The sequence below is a fragment of the Dermacoccus sp. NHGro5 genome (assembly GCF_017565385.1).
Lineage (GTDB): Bacteria > Actinomycetota > Actinomycetes > Actinomycetales > Dermatophilaceae > Dermacoccus > Dermacoccus nishinomiyaensis.
In genome coordinates, this window is record NZ_JAGEKQ010000026.1 from 16346 (window position 1) to 37731 (window position 21386).

Here is a 21386-nt window from a genome sequence, read left to right on the forward strand (position 1 = left end):
GAACAAGCCCCGAGACGGGGACGAAACGCTCGGGCCCGCGCGTTAGGGTCAGTGAAGAGTTCAAGCGTGATGTCACCCGCTCGGGGTGGCAGATTCGGAACGGAGTGATCCCTTGACGAATGCCCAGTCCTCGGACGTGGTCATGGCAGGCCCGCAGATGGCCGCCGGCCTCGACGACCAGATCTACAACCGGCTCCTCAAGGAGCGCATCATCTTCCTCGGTTCGGATGTTCGCGACGACAATGCGAACGCCATCTGCGCGCAGCTGCTGCTGCTCGCCGCAGAGGACCCGGAGAAGGACATCTGGCTCTACATCAACTCGCCCGGTGGTTCGGTGACGGCCGGCATGGCCATCTTCGACACGATGCAGTGGGTGCCGAACGACGTGTGCACCGTCGCGATGGGTCTGGCCGCGTCGATGGGTCAGTTCCTGCTGTCCGCCGGCGCCAAGGGCAAGCGCTACGCGACGCCGCACGCGCGCATCATGATGCACCAGCCGCTCGGCGGCATCCAGGGCACGGCCTCCGACGTGAAGACGCAGGCCGAGCAGCTGCTGCACATCAAGAAGCAGATGGCCGAGCTCATCGCCGAGCACACGGGCCAGCCGGTCGAGAAGATCTCGGCCGACTCCGACCGCGACCGCTGGTTCACCGCGGCCGAGGCCAAGGAGTACGGCTTCGTCGACCACGTCTTCGAGCGTTCGCAGGACGCCACCAAGGACGCGACCGGGGACGCTGCGGCATTCTCCGAGTCGTCCGACCACTGATCTCGCCCACGAAGGAGACCTTCATGAACACCCACAGCTCCATGGGCCACCCGATGGGCGGCGTCACCGCGCCGATGCCGACGAGCCGCTACATCCTGCCCCAGTTCGAAGAGCGCACCTCGTACGGCACGAAGCGCCTCGACCCGTACACGAAGCTGTTCGAGGACCGCATCATCTTCCTCGGCGTCCAGGTCGACGACGCGTCGGCCGACGACATCATCGCGCAGCTCATCGTGCTCGAGTCGCAGGATCCGGACCGCGACATCGTCATGTACATCAACAGCCCCGGTGGCTCGTTCACCGCGCTGACGGCGATCTACGACACGATGCAGTACATCCGCCCGGACGTGCACACGTTCGTCCTGGGACAGGCTGCCTCGGCCGCCGCCGTCCTGCTCGGCGCCGGCGCGCCCGGCAAGCGGTACGCGCTGCCGAACGCGCGCGTGCTGATCCACCAGCCGGCGATGGAGGGCTCGGGCGGCCAGGCCTCCGACGTCGAGATTCAGGCCAACGAGATCATGCGCATGCGTGAGTGGCTCGAGGAGACGCTCGCGAAGCACTCCGGCCGCTCGATCGAGCAGGTGCGTGCCGACATCGACCGCGACAAGATCCTCACCGCCGAGATGGCCAAGGAGTACGGCCTCATCGACGAGGTGCTGACGAGCCGCAAGGCCTCGCTGGAGAGCTGACGGCTCCGGGCCCACCGGGCCTGACCCGCCACGACGAACGTGCCCGCTCCTTCCGTGTGGAAGGGGCGGGCACATTCGTCATGTCGGCATCACCCGCGGCGGGGGAGCGGCCCGGGTGTCACAGCCGTTCGCCGGTCTCCGTGTCGAAGACGTGGACGTGGTCGGTCATGGGCTTCACCGCGAACCGGTCACCCTGCGTCGGGCGCACGCGCTTGTCGACGCGCGTGCCGATGCGGGGGCCGTCAGGCTCGCCTGCGGGGCGACCGTAGACGAACGCCTCCGAGCCGAGCGTCTCGACGAGTTCGACCTCGAGCTCGAGCGCACCCGCCTCACCGGGCTGCGCGACGACGAACGCCTCGGGGCGCACCCCGATCGTCACGCGATCCGACGTCGCCTTGGTGTCGCGCGACAGCGGCACCCGCATGCCGTGGAACGTCGCGTCACCGCCGGTTAGCGCGGCGTCCATGAGGCTGATCGACGGCGAACCGATGAAGCCCGCGACGAACGTGTTGCGCGGCCGTTCGTACAGCTCCTCCGGGGTGTCGCACTGCTGCAAGATGCCGTCCTTGAGCACCGCGACACGGTGACCCATCGTCATCGCCTCGACCTGGTCGTGCGTGACGTAGACGGTCGTGACGCCGAGGCGTCGCTGCAGCGCCGCGATCTGTGCACGCGTCGAGACGCGCAGCTTGGCGTCGAGGTTCGACAGCGGCTCGTCCATGCAGAACACCTTGGGCTGGCGCACGATCGCGCGACCCATGGCGACACGCTGACGCTGACCACCCGACATCGCGCCCGGCTTGCGGTCGAGGAGGGGCTCGAGCTCGAGGATCTTCGCCGCCTCCTCGACGCGGGCGTTGATGTCCGCCTTCGAGGTGCCTGCGTTCTCGAGCGCGAACGCCATGTTCTGACGTGCCGTCATGGTCGGGTAGAGCGCGTAGCTTTGAAAGACCATCGCGACGTCGCGATCACGGGGACGCACGCCGGCCTGGTCGTGGCCGTCGATGAGGATGCGGCCCTCGTCGACCGGTTCGAGGCCGGCGAGCATGCGGAGCGTCGTCGACTTGCCGCAGCCCGACGGGCCGACGAGGACGAGGAACTCCCCGTCGGCGATGTCGAGCGTGACCTTGTTGACGGAGGGACGGGGCGCACCCTTGTGCAGGCGGGTGGCCTCGTCGAAGGTGACGGATGCCATGAATTACTTCTTCAGCTTGGGCTTGATCTGGGAGTCGTACTTCGCCTGCAGCGCCTTGTCGAGCGCCTCGAGCGTCGACTTGACGTCCGAGCCGGCGATGATCTTGTCGAGCGAGGTACCGATGTCGATGCCACCGCCGGGCAGGAACACGCGGACGTTGTCCTGGGGGCGGGCCTTCGGCAGCTGCTTGACGGCGACGGCGTATTCGGGGTTCTTCTCGAGGTACGCCTTCTCCTTCGCGTCGTCCATGGCGGAGGTGCGCACCGGCAGGTACCCGGTCGCCTGGGAGAAGGTGATCGTGTTGTCCTTGTTCGTCATGAACTCGATGAACTTCACGGCGTTCTTCTGACGCTCGGCGGAGATGCCCTTCGGCACCGCGAGGCCGGCGCCACCCGTCGGCACGGTCTTGATGCCGCCCGGCGCGGGCAGGAAGCCGATGCCGACCTTGAAGCTTGCGTCCTTGATGACGCCGGCGAGGCCACCGGTCGACTCGATGGCGCAGGCGCCGATGCCCGAGGCGAAGTCGGCCTGGCTGTCCTTCGACGTCTGCATCCAGCCCTTCTTGGCCCACCCCTGGATCTTCGTGGCGGCCTTGACGGTGCCCTCGGACGCCATGGTGGGCGTCCAGTCCTTCGAGTAGCCGCCGCCGTAGCTCCACGCGATGGACTGGAACGTCCAGTCGAGGTAGTCGGAGCCGTCGTCCAGGACGATGGCCTTCTTGCCCGAGCCCATGGCCGACTGCAGCTTGGGCGCCCACTGCTCGAACTCGTCCCACGAGGTCGGCGCACGGTCCGGCAGACCGGCCTTCTTCCAGGCGTCCTTGTTGTAGTAGAAGATGACCGTCGAGCGCGAGTACGGCAGGGCGTAGTGCTTGTCCTCGTACTTGTAGTCGTCGTACAGGCCCTTGACGTAGTCGTCCGTCGAGAGCTTGTTCTCGGACGTCAGGGCCGACATGTCGGCCAGACGGTCGTTGAGGGCGAAGTTGAACCACGTCGTGTCGGAGACGATGACGACGTCGGGCAGGCTGCCGCCGGACAGGGCCGCGTTGAACTTCTGCGCGACGTCGGGGTAGCTCTTGCCGGCGTCGACGAGCTTGACCTTGAGGTTCGGGTTGGCCTTCTCGAACTCGGCGATGAGCTTCTGCTCGGTCGCCTTCGACTTGCCGGGGTGGTTGCTCCAGAACTCGATCGTGTTCGAGTCGCCGCCACCGTTGTTACCACCGCTGGAGGAGCCGCCGGAGCCGGCGCAGGCGCTGAGGCCTGCGGTGACGACGGCACCAGCCGTCAGGCCGAAGAGGTTGCGGCGCGAGAGTGTGGACATGAGTTTCTTCCTTCGTCTGGGTGAAGCGTGGGGGAGAGGGTCAGCCCTTGACGGCGCCGGCCGTGAGGCCCTTGATCATGTGGCGTTGCAGGACGAGGAACAGGGCGAGAACGGGGAGCATGGCGAGCATCGTGGCGGCCATGACAGGGCCCCAGTCCGTGATGCCCTCGTTGTTCTGCAACTGGGTGAGGCCGACCGGCAGGGTGCCGGTGCGCTGGTCGTCGGACATGAGGAACGGCCACAGGTACTCGTTCCACTCGTTGACGACGGTGATGATGGAGAACGCGATGAGGGTCGGCCACGACATCGGCATGACGACCTTGCGCAGCAGCTTCATCGGCCCGGCCCCGTCCATGCGCGCGGCCTCGATGATCTCGCTGGGGATCGACAGGAATTGGTTGCGCATGAGGAACGTGCCGAACGCGACGCCCGCCAGCGGCAGGATGATGCCCTGGTAGGTGTTGCGCCAGCCGAGCTGGCTGACGAGGGCGTAGTTCGAGATCACGGTGATCTGGTTCGGCACCATGAGCGCCGCGATGACGACGATGAACACGAGGTTGCGCCCGGGGAAGCGGATGAGGCTGAGGGCGTAGGCGCTCATGACACCGAGGACGATCTTGGCGAGCGACAGGATGACGGTGACGATGACCGAGTTGCGGAAGAAGTCCCAGAAGGGGATCGACTGCGTCGCGGTCTTGTAACCCTCACCCGTGACCGAGTGCGGGAACCAGACGGCGGGCGTCGTGTAGATGTCGCTGCGGTGCTTGATCGACGTCATGAAGATCCAGTACAGCGGGATCGCGACGATCGCGAACGCGATGATCATCGCGGCGTAACCGGCGATCGTCATCGGCAACCCGCCGTGGTCGAGGACCTCGTTGCTGTGCGCCTCCTCGCGGGGGCGTCGTCGGAACGGGGAGGAACCCGACCGCTTCGGCGTGGCCGCAGCGGCGTTCTCCTGCGGGGCTGCGGTGCTCATGCCTTCTGCTCCTTGTCCATGACCCGCACCTGCACGACCGTCACGACGAGCAGGATGAGGAACATGATGGTCGCGATCGTGGCGCCGTAGCCGGCGCGCTGGTTGACGAACGTCTCCTGGTACACCTGGTAGACGAGCGTCGACGTGCCGTAGCCCTGGGGGCCACCGCGCGTCATGATCTGGATGATGTCGAAGACCTGGACCGAGTTGAGCAGCACCGTGATCGACAGGAAGAACGTCGTCGGGCGCAGCTGCGGTAGCAGCACCTTGGTGAAGCGACGCCATGACGACGCGCCGTCGATCTCCGCGGCCTCGTCGAGGTCGGTGCGGCGGCCCTGCAGCGCGGCGAGGTAGATGACGAACGTGTAGCCGATGTTCTTCCACACGTACGTGAGCGTCACCATGACGAGGGCCCAGTTCGGATCCTGGTAGAAGTCGGGGACGCTGAGGCCGACGCGGTGCGCGAGGTCGGAGAGCAGACCGAAGTGCGGGTCGAAGACGAACTGGAACGCGAGGCCGACGGCGGTGCCGGACAGGACGAACGGCGCGAAGATCGCCGAGCGCACGAGGTTGCGACCGCGCAGCTGACGATCGAGCAGCAGCGCGAGCCCGAGGCCGATCATCATCGACAATCCGACCGTCGCGACGGTGAAGATGGCGGTGTTGCGCAGCACCTGGTGCGCGTTGGCGTCGTGCAGCCACGTCGAGTAGTTCTGCAGACCGATGTAGTTGAGCGTCGGCGCCGACAGCGTCCAGTCCGTGAACGACAACCGGATGTTGTCGATCAGCGGTCGGTAGGTGAACACGGCCAACAGCGCGAGGTTGGGCAGCAGCAGCGCTGCCGCCGTCAACCATTCACCGACGGGCCGGCCGCGGCGTGGCGGCGGGGGGCCGAGGGGCGCGGGCGGGTGCGCCTGCGGCGAGGGCGTGGGGGGGTCTTCGAGCACGCGCAAACGTTGTCCTGACAAGGTGTCCTGGAAATGAACAACAGGTGTTGGTCGTGAGTCCATTTGAGAGTGATTCGCGGCGCGAGGCGTGCGGGGACTCCGCGTCCGTTGCGCCCAGCGCGAACAGCCTTGGCCGGCGCCCGCCACGCGGGATTCAATGAGGGGCAGCGAGGGCCCCGTCGACTACCGTCGTCGGGTACGCACACCCGTCTCGCGGCGGGTCGCTCGACGAAGGGATGACGGATGGCACGCGTGGGAGAGAGCGGCGACCTGCTCAAGTGCTCGTTCTGTGGCAAGAGCCAGAAGTCGGTCAAGAAGCTCATCGCCGGCCCGGGCGTCTACATCTGCGACGAGTGCATCGACCTGTGCAACGAAATCATCGAGGAAGAGCTGACCGACTCGGTCGACATCGGCCTCGAGAAGCTGCCGAAGCCGCGCGAGATCTTCGACTTCCTGCGTGAGTACGTCATCGGACAGGACGCGGCGAAGCGCTCGCTCGCCGTCGCCGTCTACAACCACTACAAGCGCGTCCAGGCCGCCGAGGCGTCGGGCTCGAAGGATCCGGTCGAGATCGCGAAGTCGAACATCCTGCTCATCGGCCCCACGGGCTGCGGCAAGACCTACCTCGCGCAGACGATGGCGCGCATGCTCAACGTCCCGTTCGCCATCGCCGACGCGACGGCGCTGACGGAGGCCGGCTACGTCGGTGAGGACGTCGAGAACATCCTGCTCAAGCTGCTGCAGGCGAGTGATTTCGACACCAAGCGCGCCGAGACCGGCATCATCTACATCGACGAGATCGACAAGGTGGCGCGCAAGAGCGAGAACCCGTCGATCACGCGTGACGTCTCCGGTGAGGGCGTGCAGCAGGCGCTGCTCAAGATCCTCGAGGGGACGGCCGCGTCGGTGCCGCCGCAGGGCGGGCGCAAGCACCCGCATCAGGAGTTCATCCAGATCGACACGACGAACGTGCTGTTCATCGTCGGTGGCGCGTTCGCGGGCCTGGAGAAGATCATCGAGGACCGCAAGGGCAAGAAGGGGCTCGGCTTCGGCTCGCAGCTGCACCTGCCCGCCGGTGGTGATGCGTCGATGTCCGACGTGCAGCCCGAGGACCTCATGAAGTTCGGTCTCATCCCCGAGTTCATCGGCCGCCTGCCCGTCATCACGACCGTCGAGCCGCTCGATCGAGAGGGCATGGTGAGCATCCTCACCGAGCCGAAGAACGCACTCGTCAAGCAGTACAAGCGCATGTTCGAGATCGACGGTGTGCAGCTCGAGTTCACACCAGACGCCCTCGACGCCGTCGCCGAGCAGGCGATGAGTCGCGGCACCGGCGCGCGCGGGTTGCGCGCCATCCTCGAAGAGGTCCTGCTGCCCGTCATGTTCGACGTGCCGAGCGAGGACGACATCGACAAGGTCGTCATCACGCGCGAGGTCGTGCTCGACCGCATCACCCCGACGATCGTGCGACGTCGCGCTGCCTGACGCGCGCGTCCTGACGCACTGAGAGCCGCGATCCTGCCGGGCAGGGTCGCGGCTCTCAGTCGTTCGTCAGTTCTTGACCTTCGGCGGGGGAGCGAGCAGCTCGGTGTCGCGCACGAGCAGGACGCCGTTCTCCGTCTCCTCCTCGACGCTCGTCATGGCGCTGATGCGACCGGCTGCGCGCAGGTCGGCTTCACCCTTGGTTGCGGCGGCGAGGGCCGCCGCCGGGCCGGCGAGCGTCATCGCCGTCACCTCGGCGCGCATGCCGAGCTTGGCCTCTGACTTCGCGCGGCGCACACCGGCGAGAGCCTGAGACACGGCGGTGAGGACGAGCGGGTCACCGTCGGGCAGGGACGCGAGCTCGTCGCGCGTCGGCCAGGTGGCGCGGTGCACCGACTCGGCGTGCTGCCACGACCACACCTCTTCGGTGGCGTACGGCAGGAACGGCGCGAACAGGCGCAGCAGGACGTCGAGCGCGATGCGGACGGCGGCACGCGCCGACGCCGACTCGGCCTCGTCGAACGCACCGTCACGGTTGTTGGCGCGCTCCTTGACGAGCTCGATGTAGTCGTCGCAGAACGCCCAGAAGAACGTCTCCGTCAACTCGAGCGAACGCGTGTAGTCCCACGTCTCGAAGCTCTTCGTCGCGTTCTCGACGACGTCGCGCAGGGCCGTCAGCAGCGAGACGTCGAGAGGCTGCGTGACGTGCGGCAGCAGCGCCTCGATCGTCGGTGCGGCGTCGGCATCGGGCGTCACCGGAGGCGTCATGAGCGCGAACTTGGAGGCGTTGAGCACCTTCATCGCGAGGCGACGGCCGACCTTCATCTGGCCCGTGTCGTAGGCGGCATCCGTCCCGAGGCGGCCCGAGGCGGCCCAGTAGCGCACGGCATCGGCGCCGAACTCCCTGACGACGTCCTCCGGTGTCTGCGCATTGCCCTTCGACTTCGACATCTTCTTGCGGTCGGGGTCGAGGATCCAGCCGGAGATGGCGGTGTTCTTCCACGGCACGGTGCCGTTCTCGTGATGCGCGCGCACGACCGTCGCGAACAGCCAGGTGCGGATGATGTCGTGGCCCTGGGGGCGCATGTCCATCGGGAAGATCTTGTCGAACAGCTCCGGGTCGCTCTTGTGCACGGTGCCGTCGGCGATCGGCCAGCCCGTCGCGATCTGCGGGGAGAGCGACGACGTCGCCCACGTGTCCATGACGTCGGGGTCGGCGATGAACCCGCCGGCCCGGCCGCGCTGGCTCTCGTCGTAGCCCTTCGGCGCCTGGCCCTGCGGGTCGATCGGCAGCTCGGACTCGTCGGGCACGATCGGGTTGTCGTAGTCGGCCTCGCCGTTCGCGTCCAGCGGGTACCAGATCGGGAACGGGACGCCGAAGAAACGCTGACGGCTGATGAGCCAGTCGCCGTTGAGGCCCTCGATCCAGTTCGTGTAGCGGCTCTGCATGAACGCGGGGTGCCAGTCGATCTCGTTGCCACGAGCGACGAGCGCCGATTGCAGATCCTTGTCACGGCCACCGTTGCGGATGTACCACTGGCGGCTCGTCACGATCTCGAGGGGCTTGTCGCCCTTCTCGAAGAAGTTGGCCTTGCGCTGCGTCTTCTTCGGCTCGCCGTCGAGGTCACCGGAGGCGATGAGCGCCTTGACGACGTTCTCGCGTGCGGTGAACGTCGTCTTCGTCGCGAGCTCGTCGGCGAACAGCTGCTCGCCCGTGCCGCCCGCGATCCACTCGGGCACCTCGCCCGTGATGCGGCCGTTGCGCGTGATGATCGAGCGCGTCGGCAGCTGCAGCTCGCGCCACCACTGGACGTCGGTGAGGTCACCGAAGGTGCAGCACATGGCGATGCCGGCTCCCTTGTCCATCTCGGCGCTCGGGTGCGCGAGGACGGGGATCTCGACGTCGAACAGCGGGCTCTTCACGTTCGTGCCGAACAGCGGCTGGTAGCGCTCGTCGTCGGGGTGGGCGATGAGGGCGACGCAGGCGGGCAGCAGTTCGGGGCGGGTCGTCTCGATGTAGACGTTCTCGCCGTCGCTCGTGTGGAAGGCGACGCGGTGATAGGCGCCCGGGTAGTCGCGTGCCTCGAGCTCGGCCTGGGCGACGGCCGTCTGGAACGTGACGTCCCACAGCCCCGGTGCCTCCTGCTGGTAGGCCTCGCCGCGCTTCAGGTTGCGCAGGAACGCCTGCTGCGCGACGGCGCGTGAGCGCTCGTCGATCGTGCGGTACTGCACGTTCCAGTCGACGCTGATGCCGAGGCGGCGGAAGAGTGCCTCGAAGGTCTCCTCGTCCTTGACGGTGAGCACGTCGCACAGCTCGATGAAGTTCTTGCGCCCGATCGGCTGCTGGTCGGCGGCCTTGACGCTCTTGCCCTCGGCGCCCTCGAGTGGCGGGGTGTAGTTCTCGATGTAGGGCTTCGTCGCGTCGCCGCGCACGCCGTAGTAGTTCTGGACGCGACGCTCCGTCGGCAGGCCGTTGTCGTCCCAACCGATCGGGTAGAAGACCTCGCGCCCCTGCATGCGCTGGTAGCGCGCCATGCAGTCGGTGTGGGTGTAGCTGAACACGTGCCCGACGTGCAGGCTGCCCGATGCGGTCGGCGGGGGAGTGTCGATGGCGAAGACCTGCTCGCGCGGCAGCTGTAGGGCGCGCTCGCGGTCGAACGTGTACGTGCCGCGTTCCTTCCATACCTGGCCCCAGACGTCCTCGAGGCCGTCGACGGTGGGCTTGTCGGGCATCGTGCGGGCGCCGGGGGGCGTCTGCTGGGCTGGGGTGGTGTCGGAAGTCATGGGGTCATTTTTCCATGCCTGACGTCCTGGTGCGACCGGCGGCGACGAAGCGGGCTCGGTGCGACAACGCCGGGGCGGGGGCCTAGGCTATGAGCAGATGGTCGGCGACGCGCCCACATGCCGGGCGCGTAGGAGAATCAGGGCGAGACGTCGCTCGGACGAGGGAGCACACGAACATGAACGCCACGCCGCGCGGCGCCGCCGCGATCGAGCCCTTCGTCGCGCGTTTCGCGCCGAGCGACGTCACCCCCGTGGGGCCCGCGTTCGTCGAGTACGCGGCCGACCGGCTGCCGCAGTCGCTGCTCGCGCTGTACCGCGATTACGGCATTGGCTGGTACGGCAAGCAGGAGCTGCAGCTCGTCGACCCCGCCGTGTGGACGCCCGTGCTGCAGGAGTGGTTCGGTGTCGGCGTCGCGAGCATCCCGTTCGCCGTCACGAGCTTCGGGCACGTGTACCACCTCGACGAAGACGGCCGCGTGCAGTGCCTCGACCCGCACTTCCTGACCAACCTCGTCGTTGCCGAGTCGGCCGACGAGTTCTTCGCCGAGCACCTCGTCGGGCCGTCGTCGCACCTCGCGGACCTGCGCGGACCGCACCAGGGTGCGCGCACCAAGCTGGGGCTGCTCGGTGAGGGCGAGCTCTACTCGTTCACGCCGATGCTGCCGCTCGGCGGCACCGTCAGCCCCGACGCACTGACGAAGGGTGACGGCGTCCAGCACGCCCTCCTGACGCACCGCATGGTGCGCGAGCAGCGTCAGCGCTGATCCGCCAGCCTGTGGTCATGCGCTGACCTGCGGGAGCCCCGAACACCCACCTCGGTGAGGATCGACAAAGCACGCCCCACTTCAATGGAAGTGGGGCGTGCTTAGTCGTACCGGCCAAATGGCGCACCAGCGCTGAGCGAGTGACGTGCAGGTGCTCGGGCACGACGTCGACAAGCCCCGCAACCTCGCCAAGTCGGTGACGGTGGAATGACGCGCTGAGAATGGGGTCGTGCGTCGGCCCGCCGGTAGGGCATCATCAGGGCCATGACCGCCCTCGACCGAGCCCGCGGCGACATTGCGCAAGGCCGCCTCTGGATGGCTCGTCAGCGCTTGACGAGTTATCTCGTGGAGTCGCCCGACGACGAGGTCATCGCGCTGCTCGCGCAGGTGCACCTCGAGATGGGGGATCTGCCCGCGGCGGGCGCGCTGCTCTTCGTCCTCGGGCGCGAAGACGAAGTGGCGCGAGACGCAATTGCCGCATGGCGGACCTTCCGCGGAGGGCCTGCGGCGCAGTGGCGCAGCATCCCCAGACGGGTTCGCATGGTGTCCACGGCGCCGCAGGTTGCGCAGTTGCGTGTCGAGGCGGGCGAGCCGCGGCGATGGCACGGGGATCGGGCCCCACAGGAGGGCTACACAGCCGGCTGGCGTGAACGCGCCGGAGACATCGGGTGCGGATTGACGATGGTGCTGGCCACTTCGTGGAGCCTCTTCCTCATGCTGTGGGGCGCGTGGAGCTTCTCTCAGTGGGTGCTGCACTGACCAGGGACACGCTCGCCCATGGTGTCGCTCAGGTGATTCATCGCGGGCCGGGGCGGACGGAGATCATGTCGACGTTCGCGTCCGGCGTCGCCGTGAGGGCGAGGCGGACGGCGCTCGCGACCGACTCGGGCCGCAGGTAGTTCGCCTCGTCGTACTCGCGGCCCTCGAAGGAATTGAGCTCGACCTGCATGTCGGTCGCCACCCGCCCCGGGTGCACGGACGAGACGCGAATCCCCATCGGGCGCAGCTCCTCTCGCATCGCGTCCGTGAGGGCGCGGGCTGCGAATTTCGACGCCGAGTAGACGCCGCCGGGGCCACCCGCCGTCAGCCCCGAACCGGAGTTGATGACGACGACGGTGCCGCGAGCCGCCTCCAGGGCGGGCAGGAGCAGCCGCGTCAGATCGGCGACGGCGACGACGTTGATCTCGAACGTGCGGCGCCAGTCGTCACGACGCAGATCCGTCAGCGCGCCGTTGCCGAGCACGCCGGCGGAGTGGACGACGCCGTCGAGACGCGTCAATCCGAGAGCTTCGACGGCGCGAGTCGTCGAGGCCTCGTCCGCCAGATCCGCGACGAACGGCCGGGCGTTCTCGTATCGCGCACACGCCTCGGTGACGGCGTCGGCAGACGCGCCGCCGATGATGAGGTCGTGATCGGCGGCCAGGGCGTCACAGATGGCGCGGCCGATGCCGCGCGTACCGCCGGTGACGAGGACGGTGGGGCGAGACGTCATGATGTTCTCCTCAAAAGGGTGGGCCCGTCGACAGGCATGGTCGGCAGGGCGGCGGGGCTGGACTCACGGTAACGAAGACCGCGCGGCGGGCCCGGGTCGGTTCGCAACGAAGACCACGCGGCGGGCCCGGCTCCATCTGCTCGGTGGGCCCGTTGCTGCGCTTCCCGGCCCCACAGATCCTGCCCGCAGCGGCCGGTTTCTCAGCTGCCCGAGAATCGTGCATCTGCACGAGGAATGTGCGTCATGAAAGTCGTGCAGATGCACATTACTCATGCAGTCGGCCCGGGCTGGCCGACTCACCACTGGTGCAGCTGGTCCGGGCTCGTCGAGTCGCTCCGGGGCAGGTGGCAACAGGCCGGGGGGCACCGGCTTGCCCGTGCGATCGAACACTCCGCCACGGCGGGTAACATGGTGGCAACGACGTTCGAGCCGTCATCAGCGGCGAGTCCCCGGAAGAACAGGTTGCGCACACCGCGAGCGCACCCCAGTAGAACCGGGCGGGAGTGGCCCGTCACAGCCGGCATGAAGCGGTCATGTCGCTCCTCGTGCGCCCGCCACCGGGCGAGAGCGCGGGTTCGAGATGGCAAGCAAGGTGGTACCGCGGCCACCCGGCACACGCCGGCGACGTCGTCCTTGCTCGACGATCTGACGCGCAAAGGATGCCACCATGACCTACCCCAAGGTCGACCTCACGCGAGAGCACGCGGCAGCGACCCCCGATGACGCAGCGGGAGCGGCCGCCACGACCCCCGGCACCGGCGAGGCGTTCGGCATCCCCAAGGGCGTGCCGAGCAGCCCGAACTTCCCGTCCATCGAGAAGGCCGTCCTCGACTACTGGCGGCGCGACGACACGTTCCAGGCCTCGATCGAGCAGCGCGACGCCGGCGAGAACGGCGACAACGAGTTCGTCTTCTACGACGGCCCGCCCTTCGCGAACGGCCTGCCGCACTACGGCCACCTGCTGACGGGTTACGTCAAGGACCTCGTCCCGCGGTACATGACGATGCGCGGAAAGCGCGTCGACCGCGTCTTCGGCTGGGACACGCACGGCCTGCCCGCCGAGCTCGAGGCGATGCGCCAGCTCGGCCTCAAGACCAAGGACGACATCCTCGACATGGGGATCGAGAAGTTCAACGACGCCGCGAAGAAGAGCGTCATGAAATACGCCTCCGACTGGGAGGACTACGTCACCCGCATGGGCCGCTGGGTCGACTTCGAGCGCGGCTACCGAACGTACAACTCGGGCTACATGGAGTCGGTCATCTGGGCGTTCAAGTCGCTCTACGACAAGGGCCTCATCTACGAGGGCCTGCGCGTGCTGCCGTACTGCTGGAACGACGAGACGCCGCTGTCCAACCACGAGCTGCGCATGGACGAGGACGTCTACAAGAACCGTCAGGACCCGGCGGTGACGGTCGGTTTCACGCTCGAGACGGGGGAGAAGGCCCTCATCTGGACGACGACGCCGTGGACGCTTCCGAGCAACCTCGCCGTCTCCGTCGGCCCGGACATCGACTACGTCGTCGTCGAGGCCTCAGGCCCGACCGGCAGCGACGAGAAGTACGTCATCGCCGAGGCGCGCCTCGCGGCCTACAGCAAGGACCTGTTCGGCGAGAAGCTCGACGCCGACGCGCTCGCCGCGAAGGTCGTGCGTCGCATGAAGGGCTCCGAGCTCGTCGGCCTCACCTACACCGCGCCGTTCACGTACTTCCTCGACGACGAGCGCGTCGTGGGCAAGGCGTGGCGCATCCTGTCGGCCGACTACGTCACGACCGACGACGGTACGGGCCTCGTCCACATGGCTCCCGCGTTCGGTGAGGAGGACAAGGCCGCGACCGACGCGGCCGGCATCCCCGTCGTCGTGCCCGTCGGCCCCGACGGCCGGTTCACCTACCCGGTGAGCGACTACGAGGGCATGCAGGTGTTCGACGCGAACCCGCACGTCATCGACCACCTCAAAGCGGCGACGAAGGGCGACATTGCGAACGCCGGGCACGCCAGCGACGGCACCGTCCTCGTGCGCCGCGAGAGCTACGACCACTCCTACCCGCACTGCTGGCGCTGCCGTCAGCCGCTCATCTACATGGCGGTGAGCTCCTGGTTCGTCGAGGTGACGGCGATCAAGGAGCGCATGCTCGCGCTCAACGAGGAGATCGACTGGGTGCCGGGCAACGTCAAGCACGGCCAGTTCGGCAAATGGCTCGAGAACGCGCGCGACTGGTCGATCACCCGAAACCGCTTCTGGGGCAGCCCCGTTCCCGTGTGGAAGTCGGACAACCCGGAGTTCCCGCGCCTCGACGTCTACGGCTCGTTCGAGGAGATCGAACGTGACTTCGGCGCCTTGCCCCGCAATGCTGACGGCGAGGTCGACCTGCACCGTCCGTTCGTCGACGAGCTGACGCGCCCGAACCCCGACGACCCGTCGGGGAAGGCGACGATGCGTCGGGTCGACGACGTCCTCGACGTCTGGTTCGACTCGGGCTCGATGAGCTACGCGCAGGTGCACTACCCGATGGAGAACGAATCGTGGTTCGAGAACCACTTCCCGGCCGACTTCATCGTCGAGTACATCGGTCAGACGCGCGGCTGGTTCTACACGCTGCACATCCTCGCGACGGCGCTGTTCGACAAGCCCGCGTTCTCCTCCGTCATCTGCCACGGCATCGTGCTCGGCAGCGACGGGCAGAAGATGAGCAAGTCGCTGCGCAACTACCCGGACGTGTCCGAGGTGTTCGACCGTGACGGCGCCGACGCGATGCGCTGGTTCCTCATGTCGAGCCCGATCCTGCGCGGCGGCAACCTGTCCGTCACCGAGCAGGGCATCCGTGACGGCGTGCGTCAGGTCATGATGCCGCTGTGGAACGCGTACTCGTTCTTCGCGCTCTACGCGAACGCCGCAAACGGTGGTGAGGGTTACGACGCGCAGTGGTCGACGGCGTCGAACGACGTGCTAGACCGTTACCTGCTCGCCAAGCTGCACGACTTCGTCGCGCAGGTGCAGACGCAGATGGACGCGTACGACATCGCGGGGGCGTGCGACAGCGTCCGCAGCTTCCTCGACGTGCTGACGAACTGGTACATCCGCCGCAGCCGCGAGCGGTTCTGGGGCACCGGATCGTCCGCGAGCACGGGCACCGAGCACGAGGCGTCGAGCAACGAGGCGTTCGACACGCTCTACACCGCGCTCGAGGTCGTGACGCGCGCCGCGGCGCCGCTGCTGCCGTTCGAGACCGAGCAGATCTGGCGCGGCCTGACGGGCGGACGCTCGGTGCACCTCACCGACTTCCCCGTCGCCGACGACCTGCCCGCGGACGCCGACCTCGTCACGGCGATGGACCGCGCCCGTGAGGTGTGCTCCGCAACGCTCGCCATCCGAAAGGCCGAGAAGCTGCGCGTGCGCCTGCCGCTGGAGTCGGTGACGTTCGTCGGTGAGAACCCGCACCCGTTGGAGCAGTTCGCCGATCTGATCTCCGACGAGGTCAACGTCAAGAACGTCGTGCTCGCCGACTCGGCGAACGTCGACGCGGATGCGCTCGGCGTCAGCCGGCGCCTCACCGTCAACGCTCGCGCGGCCGGCCCTCGGCTCGGCAAGAACGTGCAGCAGGCCATCAAGGGCAGCAAGTCCGGCGACTGGTCGCTGGGCGCCGACGGCGTCGTCACCGCCGGTGGGCTCGCGCTCGAGGAGGGCGAGTACACGCTCGACATGGTCGTCGACACCGAGAAGGCCGGCGCCGACACAGCCGCCGGGATGCTGCCCGGTGGTGGCTTCGTCGTCCTCAACACGCAGGTGACGCCGGAGCTCGCCGCCGAGGGCCTCGCGCGCGACGTCGTGCGCGCCGTCCAGCAGGCCCGGCGCGACGCCGGTCTCGACATCTCCGACCGTATCTCGCTCACCATCACCGGTGACGACGAGGTGTGGGCGGCGACCGTCGCGCACCAGGACCTCATCATGCGTGAGACGCTCGCGGTGCAGTTCGGCTCGGCGGGCACGCAGCACCAGCTGCCCGACGGCGTCGGCACGAGCGCCGAGGTCGGCGACAAGCAGCAGGTGCGTATCGTCGTGAAGAAGGTGGAGAACAAATGAGCGACCAGCGTCCGCGCGACGAGAACGACTACGACGGCGACGGATTCGACGGCGCCGACGTCAACGAACACCTCGTCGAGGGTGAGAGCCCGCGCGACGGGTACGCGACGTTCGGCATCCAGGGCGAATCGTTCGGACACGCGAACGAGGAGATGGATCTCGACGAGTACGTCGCCGAGCACGTCATCGGTGACGGCTCGGCCGGCCCGGGCGGTGAGACGGGCGACGCCGCCGACCCCACGGAGCGCGCCCTGACGACGGGCATCGTCGGCGACAACCTCGTGAGCAAGAAGGCCCAGCGCAGCGGCGACCCCCGGGCCGCCGCTCGCGAGGCCGAGGAAGCTGCAGCGCTGCGGCTGCGGGCGCGCGAGATCGAGGACGAGATCCTCGCGCGCACCCCGGAGAACAACCCCGAACCGTCCCTCGAACGTGTGCGTCGCGCGATGGAACTGCTCGGCGACCCGCAGACGAGCTTCCCGATGATCCACCTCACGGGCACGAACGGCAAGACGTCGACGACCCGCATCGTCGAGCGGCTCGTGCGCGAACGCGGTTTGAAGACAGGGCGATTCACCTCACCGCACCTGCACGACTTCCGTGAGCGCATCAGCCTCGACGGCGAACCCGTCGACGTCGAACGGCTCGTGCGTGTGTGGGACGACATCGAACCGTTCATCGCGATGGTCGACCACGAGAGCACGAGCAACGGCGGCGTGCGGATGACGTACTTCGAGGTCGTCGTCGTCCTCGCCTACGCCGTGTTCGCGGACGCGCCCGTCGACGTCGCAATCGTCGAGGTCGGCCTCGGCGGCGCGTGGGACGCGACGAACGTCGCCGACGGCGTCGTCAGCGTCGTCACGCCCGTGGCGCTCGATCACCAGCGGCTGCTCGGTGACACGGTCGAGGACATCGCGCACGAGAAGAAGGGCATCATCAAGCCCGGCGCGTTCGCCGTCGTCGCCGCGCAGGTGCCGGAGGTCGACGAGATCCTGCGCGAACAGTGCCTCGAGGTCGACGCGACGATGCTGCGCGAGGGCGACGCGTACGCCGTCACCGCGCGCGAGGCGGCCGTCGGCGGGCAGATGATCTCCGTCAAGGGCCTCGCCGGTGAGTACGACGACCTCTTCCTGCCCCTGTTCGGCGCGCACCAGGCACACAACGCCGCGACGGCGATCGCCGCCGTCGAGGCGTTCCTCGGGGGAGGAGAGACTAAGATCGACGACGGCGTGCTGCGCGCCGCGCTCGACGCCGTCACCTCGCCCGGGCGACTCGAGGTGGTGCGGCGCTCGCCGACAGTCCTCGTCGACGCCGCGCACAACCCGGCCGGCGCGCAGGCACTGCGTGAGGCGCTCGCGGATTCCTTCCAGTTCAACCGCCTCGTCGGGCTCGTCGCCGTGCTCGCCGACAAGGACGCCGAAGAGCTGCTGCTCGCGCTCGAACCGACGCTCGACCACGTCGTCGTCACGCGCAACACGTCGCCGCGCTCGATGGATCCGCGCGAACTCGGCCAGCTCGCCGCCGAACTGTACGGCGACGATCGCGTCACCGTCGTCGACAGCCTGCCGGACGCCCTCGACCGCGCGGCGGCCCTCGCCGACGACGAAGGCGTCGGAAGTGGCGTCCTCGCGACGGGCTCCGTCGTCACGGCCGCGGACGTGCGCATGCTGCTGGGGGTGACGTCGTCATGATCGCCGAATGGATCCGTCGCCTCCGCTTCACCGGCGTCGGCGAGAAAAAGACGCGACAGCTTGCGGGCGCCGTCATCGGCTGCCAGGCGTTCGTCCTGTTCTTCTTCGCGCTCGTCGCGTGGGGCCTCGACCACTCCCGGCACCCCGACGGTGGCGGCAACGCGACGACGTTGCTCTGGGTCGGCATTGCGCTGGCTGTGCTCTGCCTGTATTCCAGCGCGTCGATGCGCAAACCGCTCGGCATTCCGTTGGGATGGGTGCTGCAGGCAGCGACGCTGCTCACCGCGTTCATCGTCCCGTCCATGCTCGTCGTCGGCCTCATCTTCCTCTCGCTGTGGATCACCGCGCTCGTACAGGGCGACAAGATGGACGAGCTCACTCGTAACTTCATGAGGGAGTATTCATGAACTGGCTCGAGGCCGTCGTCCTCGGCATCGTGCAAGGGCTCACCGAGTTCCTGCCGATCTCGTCGTCGGCGCACCAACTGCTCGTCGGTCGCGTGTTCTTCGACAACGACGGCGGCGGCGCCGCGTTCACCGCCATCAACCAGCTCGGCACGGAGACGGCCGTCCTCGTGTACTTCTGGAAGGACATCGTCCGCATCATCAAGGCGTGGTTCGGCTCGCTGCGCGGCCACGTCGCGAAGGACGACCCCGACGCGCGGATGGGCTGGCTCGTCATCATCGGCACCCTGCCGATCGGCATCCTCGGCATCCTGTTCAAGAGCGCGATCGAGGGCACGCTGCGCAACCTGTGGATCACCGCGACGATGCTGCTCGTCTTCGCGCTCGTCATCATGCTGGCCGATGTCGTCTCCGACAAGCGCGTCGAGGAAGGCCATCACGAGAAGGGCCTGGACGAGCTGACGTGGGCCGACGGCGTCAAGTACGGCTTCTTCCAGGCACTCGCCCTCATCCCCGGCGTCTCGCGCTCGGGCGGCACCGTCGCCGGTGGTCTGTTCATGGGCTACTCCCGACCCGCCGCGGCTCGCTACTCGTTCCTGCTCGCCATCCCGGCGGTGCTGTCGTCCGGCCTGCTCGAACTCATGGACGTCATCAGCAAGGGCAAGGATCACGACTCCGGCAGTTGGGGCATGATCGCCATCGCGACACTGCTCGCGTTCGGTGTCGGCTACGCCGTCATCTCCTGGTTCATGCGATACATCTCGACGCACAACTTCCGCCCGTTCGTCATCTACCGCATCGCGCTCGCACTCGTCGTCTTCGGGCTGCTCGCGACCGGCACGATCGACGCCGCCGTCAACTGAGCGATCCACGCGCCCGCCGCGACGAACGGCATTCATGATCTGCCCCCGACCTTCGATAGGTTGGGGGCAGATCCGCACTCTCTGCCTGGAGGACACCATGACCGCACAGCTCGAACGCTCCCTCGTCATCATCAAGCCCGACGGCTACCGCCGCGGCCTCACCGGCGAGGTGCTGCGCCGCATCGAAGCGAAGGGCTACACGATCGCCAAGCTGCAGGTGACGGAGGCGACGCGCGACCAGCTCGCTGCGCACTACGCCGAACACGAAGGCAAGCCCTTCTACGAACCGCTCGTCGAATTCATGAGCTCCGGCCCCATCGTCGTCGCGGTCATCGAAGGCAACGACTGCATCAAGGGCTTCCGCTCCCTCGCCGGCGCCACCAACCCCACCGAAGCGGCCCCCGGATCCATCCGCGGCGACCTCGGCCGCGACTGGGGCCTCAAGGTGCAGCAGAACATCGTCCACGGTTCCGACTCCACCGAATCCGCCGAACGCGAGATCGCGATCTGGTTCTGACCTTCCCTCGCTGTGTCTTCCGGTGAGCGACAGGTGTGGGCTCGCAGGCTCGCCCACACCTGTCGCTCGCTCGGTGCGACACAGCTTCGGGCGGGATGACGGACGCCGCCTCGACCGCTCACCTCGCACGCTCGGTGTCCGGCCGGGGCGGCGTCCGTCATCCCGGGCCCGCGTTCGCGTGGATCGAGGGTCGGTTCCGGTGAGGCGCTGATCGGATGCGCATGCCACCGAGCGAGGATCGGTGTGCGGTGAGGCGTTGACTGCACATCGGGCTCACCCGGACGGCAGGGGGTGGGGCTCAGCGCGCTGCCGCGCACGTAACGCAGCGGGTGGCTGTCGGGCGAGCCTCGAGACGAGCGTCCGGAATCGTCGCGCCGCAGCGTTCGCACACACCGAACGTTCCCACGTCGACGCGTGCGAGCGCAGCGTCGATCGCAGCGAGTCGGCCACGTCCCTCGTCAGCCAGCGACGAGACCTGGGCCCGGGCGACGGCGACCGTCGAACCCTCCGGGTCGTGCTCGTCGTCGATGTTCGCATCGCGCGCCGACTCGACGATGTCGGCCCAACTCTCATCCAACCCCCGCAGGCGAGCCACCGTCTCCCGACGTTTCTCGACCAGCAGCGCGCGAGCAGCGTCCGGGGTCATGCCCCCATCGTACGGTCACCGTCGGCCAACCCGCCACGGCACCGGGACGAGCGACAGTGGGCCGAGCTGCACCGCAGTGCGTCGCGTCGGGACGGGGACGCCTCAAGACGACCGCCGCGTCACGCGCCCCGTCGAAGTGCCACGACGAAGCGCCACGCCGGGCGTCACCGCTGCGGCGTGCGCTGCCACAGCGCCGCGAACACGTCGGCCTCCTCGCGGGGAAACTCCTGGCCCACCGCGTGTCGCGGGCCGGTGGCGCAGGTGCCAACGTGTACTCACCCGCTTCGCGCCGGAGACAACCGACGTTGACGAGCTCGCAGCGCGGATACGCAGGGTCCTCGTGGACCTCAGCCAGCATCCGCGACACCTCGGCCTCCGGGTACGCTCGACGCGGTTCGAAACGCGTGACGAGACGAGGAGCACGGCCATGCGCTTCGTTCGCTTCGTGGGGATGGTGCGCAGGCGGCTGTCGTCGAAGAACTGACGAGCCGACTTCCCCAGAGCCGTCGGGATGATGGGGTCCTGGGCGAGAGGGCTTGGCGCGCCGTTCGGGATGGGGGACGCCGCCCGGTCGGTCGGAGGCTGTTCGATCGCAGGCTGCGTCCGCGTCAGTTCGGTGCGTGCCTGCAGGTAGGTCGCGTCAGACGCGGCCATCCGGGCGCGCACGAACTTCTTGAAATCGGCATCTCGGGTCATGTCAATCGCTTTCGCGCGTCGAGAACGCCCCAGCCGCACGACGCGTCAGGCGCATGCTGCGGGAGATGAT

General features: G+C 67.9%; 17 protein-coding genes. 10 read left to right on the forward strand and 7 right to left on the reverse strand.

Annotated elements, in window-relative coordinates:
* Positions 1-142 precede the first annotated feature (142 nt).
* Complete coding sequence (locus tag J4Z35_RS11145) at positions 143-766, forward strand: ATP-dependent Clp protease proteolytic subunit (RefSeq protein ID WP_038567538.1); 624 nt, start codon at positions 143-145, stop codon at positions 764-766.
* A gap of 23 nt (positions 767-789) precedes the next feature.
* The gene (locus tag J4Z35_RS11150; protein WP_006944395.1) at positions 790-1455 is read left to right on the forward strand and encodes an ATP-dependent Clp protease proteolytic subunit; all 666 of its coding nucleotides are present in this window, start codon (positions 790-792) and stop codon (positions 1453-1455) included.
* A 118-nt stretch (positions 1456-1573) separates the two neighbouring features.
* Here J4Z35_RS11150 and ugpC read toward each other — a convergent pair whose 3' ends face one another.
* The 4 genes from ugpC to J4Z35_RS11170 are packed head-to-tail and all read right to left on the reverse strand — an operon-like array spanning position 1574 to position 5896.
* Positions 1574-2650 (reverse strand): sn-glycerol-3-phosphate ABC transporter ATP-binding protein UgpC, encoded by a 1077-nt coding sequence (gene ugpC / locus J4Z35_RS11155; RefSeq protein ID WP_074041099.1) that lies wholly within the window; start codon positions 2648-2650, stop codon positions 1574-1576.
* A gap of 3 nt (positions 2651-2653) precedes the next feature.
* A complete protein-coding gene (locus tag J4Z35_RS11160) occupies positions 2654-3970 on the reverse strand; it encodes an ABC transporter substrate-binding protein (protein ID WP_074041100.1) in 1317 nt (438 codons plus the stop codon).
* Positions 3971-4010: 40 nt separating this feature from the next.
* Complete coding sequence (locus tag J4Z35_RS11165) at positions 4011-4949, reverse strand: carbohydrate ABC transporter permease (protein ID WP_143181295.1); 939 nt, start codon at positions 4947-4949, stop codon at positions 4011-4013.
* Complete coding sequence (locus J4Z35_RS11170) at positions 4946-5896, reverse strand: sugar ABC transporter permease (protein WP_208065575.1); 951 nt, start codon at positions 5894-5896, stop codon at positions 4946-4948. The genes J4Z35_RS11165 and J4Z35_RS11170 overlap by 4 nt, the downstream gene beginning before the upstream one ends.
* A 243-nt stretch (positions 5897-6139) precedes the next feature.
* Here J4Z35_RS11170 and clpX point away from each other — a divergent pair, with 243 nt between their 5' ends.
* Positions 6140-7381, forward strand: coding sequence for an ATP-dependent Clp protease ATP-binding subunit ClpX (clpX, locus tag J4Z35_RS11175; RefSeq protein ID WP_074040540.1), 1242 nt, complete (start codon positions 6140-6142; stop codon positions 7379-7381).
* Positions 7382-7447: 66 nt separating this feature from the next.
* Here clpX and valS read toward each other — a convergent pair whose 3' ends face one another.
* Positions 7448-10162: a valine--tRNA ligase gene (valS, locus tag J4Z35_RS11180; protein ID WP_074040539.1), complete on the reverse strand. Its 2715-nt coding sequence runs from the start codon at positions 10160-10162 to the stop codon at positions 7448-7450.
* Between the two features lie 176 nt (positions 10163-10338).
* Between valS and J4Z35_RS11185 the strand changes: the two genes are divergently transcribed.
* Positions 10339-10926 (forward strand): GAD-like domain-containing protein, encoded by a 588-nt coding sequence (locus J4Z35_RS11185; RefSeq protein ID WP_074040538.1) that lies wholly within the window; start codon positions 10339-10341, stop codon positions 10924-10926.
* Positions 10927-11190: 264 nt separating this feature from the next.
* Positions 11191-11685, forward strand: coding sequence for a DUF6584 family protein (locus J4Z35_RS11190; RefSeq protein WP_074040537.1), 495 nt, complete (start codon positions 11191-11193; stop codon positions 11683-11685).
* A gap of 37 nt (positions 11686-11722) precedes the next feature.
* On the opposite strand, the gene J4Z35_RS11195 is transcribed toward J4Z35_RS11190, so the two are convergent.
* On the reverse strand, positions 11723-12418 hold the full coding sequence (locus J4Z35_RS11195; RefSeq protein WP_074040536.1) for an SDR family oxidoreductase: 696 nt from the start codon (positions 12416-12418) through the stop codon (positions 11723-11725).
* A gap of 667 nt (positions 12419-13085) precedes the next feature.
* Between J4Z35_RS11195 and ileS the strand changes: the two genes are divergently transcribed.
* From ileS to ndk, 5 genes are all read left to right on the forward strand, one after another.
* The gene (gene ileS, locus J4Z35_RS11200) at positions 13086-16502 is read left to right on the forward strand and encodes an isoleucine--tRNA ligase (RefSeq protein WP_083603912.1); all 3417 of its coding nucleotides are present in this window, start codon (positions 13086-13088) and stop codon (positions 16500-16502) included.
* Positions 16499-18190, forward strand: a complete 1692-nt coding sequence (locus J4Z35_RS11205; protein WP_006944412.1) for a folylpolyglutamate synthase/dihydrofolate synthase family protein — start codon at positions 16499-16501, stop codon at positions 18188-18190. Before ileS ends, J4Z35_RS11205 begins: the two co-directional genes overlap by 4 nt.
* Positions 18187-18597: a DUF4233 domain-containing protein gene (locus tag J4Z35_RS11210; protein ID WP_006944394.1), complete on the forward strand. Its 411-nt coding sequence runs from the start codon at positions 18187-18189 to the stop codon at positions 18595-18597. Before J4Z35_RS11205 ends, J4Z35_RS11210 begins: the two co-directional genes overlap by 4 nt.
* Positions 18594-19457: an undecaprenyl-diphosphate phosphatase gene (locus J4Z35_RS11215; protein ID WP_006944409.1), complete on the forward strand. Its 864-nt coding sequence runs from the start codon at positions 18594-18596 to the stop codon at positions 19455-19457. The genes J4Z35_RS11210 and J4Z35_RS11215 overlap by 4 nt, the downstream gene beginning before the upstream one ends.
* 97 nt (positions 19458-19554) lie before the next feature.
* The gene (ndk, locus tag J4Z35_RS11220; protein ID WP_062257506.1) at positions 19555-19974 is read left to right on the forward strand and encodes a nucleoside-diphosphate kinase; all 420 of its coding nucleotides are present in this window, start codon (positions 19555-19557) and stop codon (positions 19972-19974) included.
* Between the two features lie 298 nt (positions 19975-20272).
* Here the strand turns inward: ndk and J4Z35_RS11225 are convergent, their stop codons facing one another.
* A complete protein-coding gene (locus tag J4Z35_RS11225) occupies positions 20273-20620 on the reverse strand; it encodes a TraR/DksA family transcriptional regulator (protein WP_062257508.1) in 348 nt (115 codons plus the stop codon).
* Positions 20621-21386 lie beyond the last annotated feature (766 nt).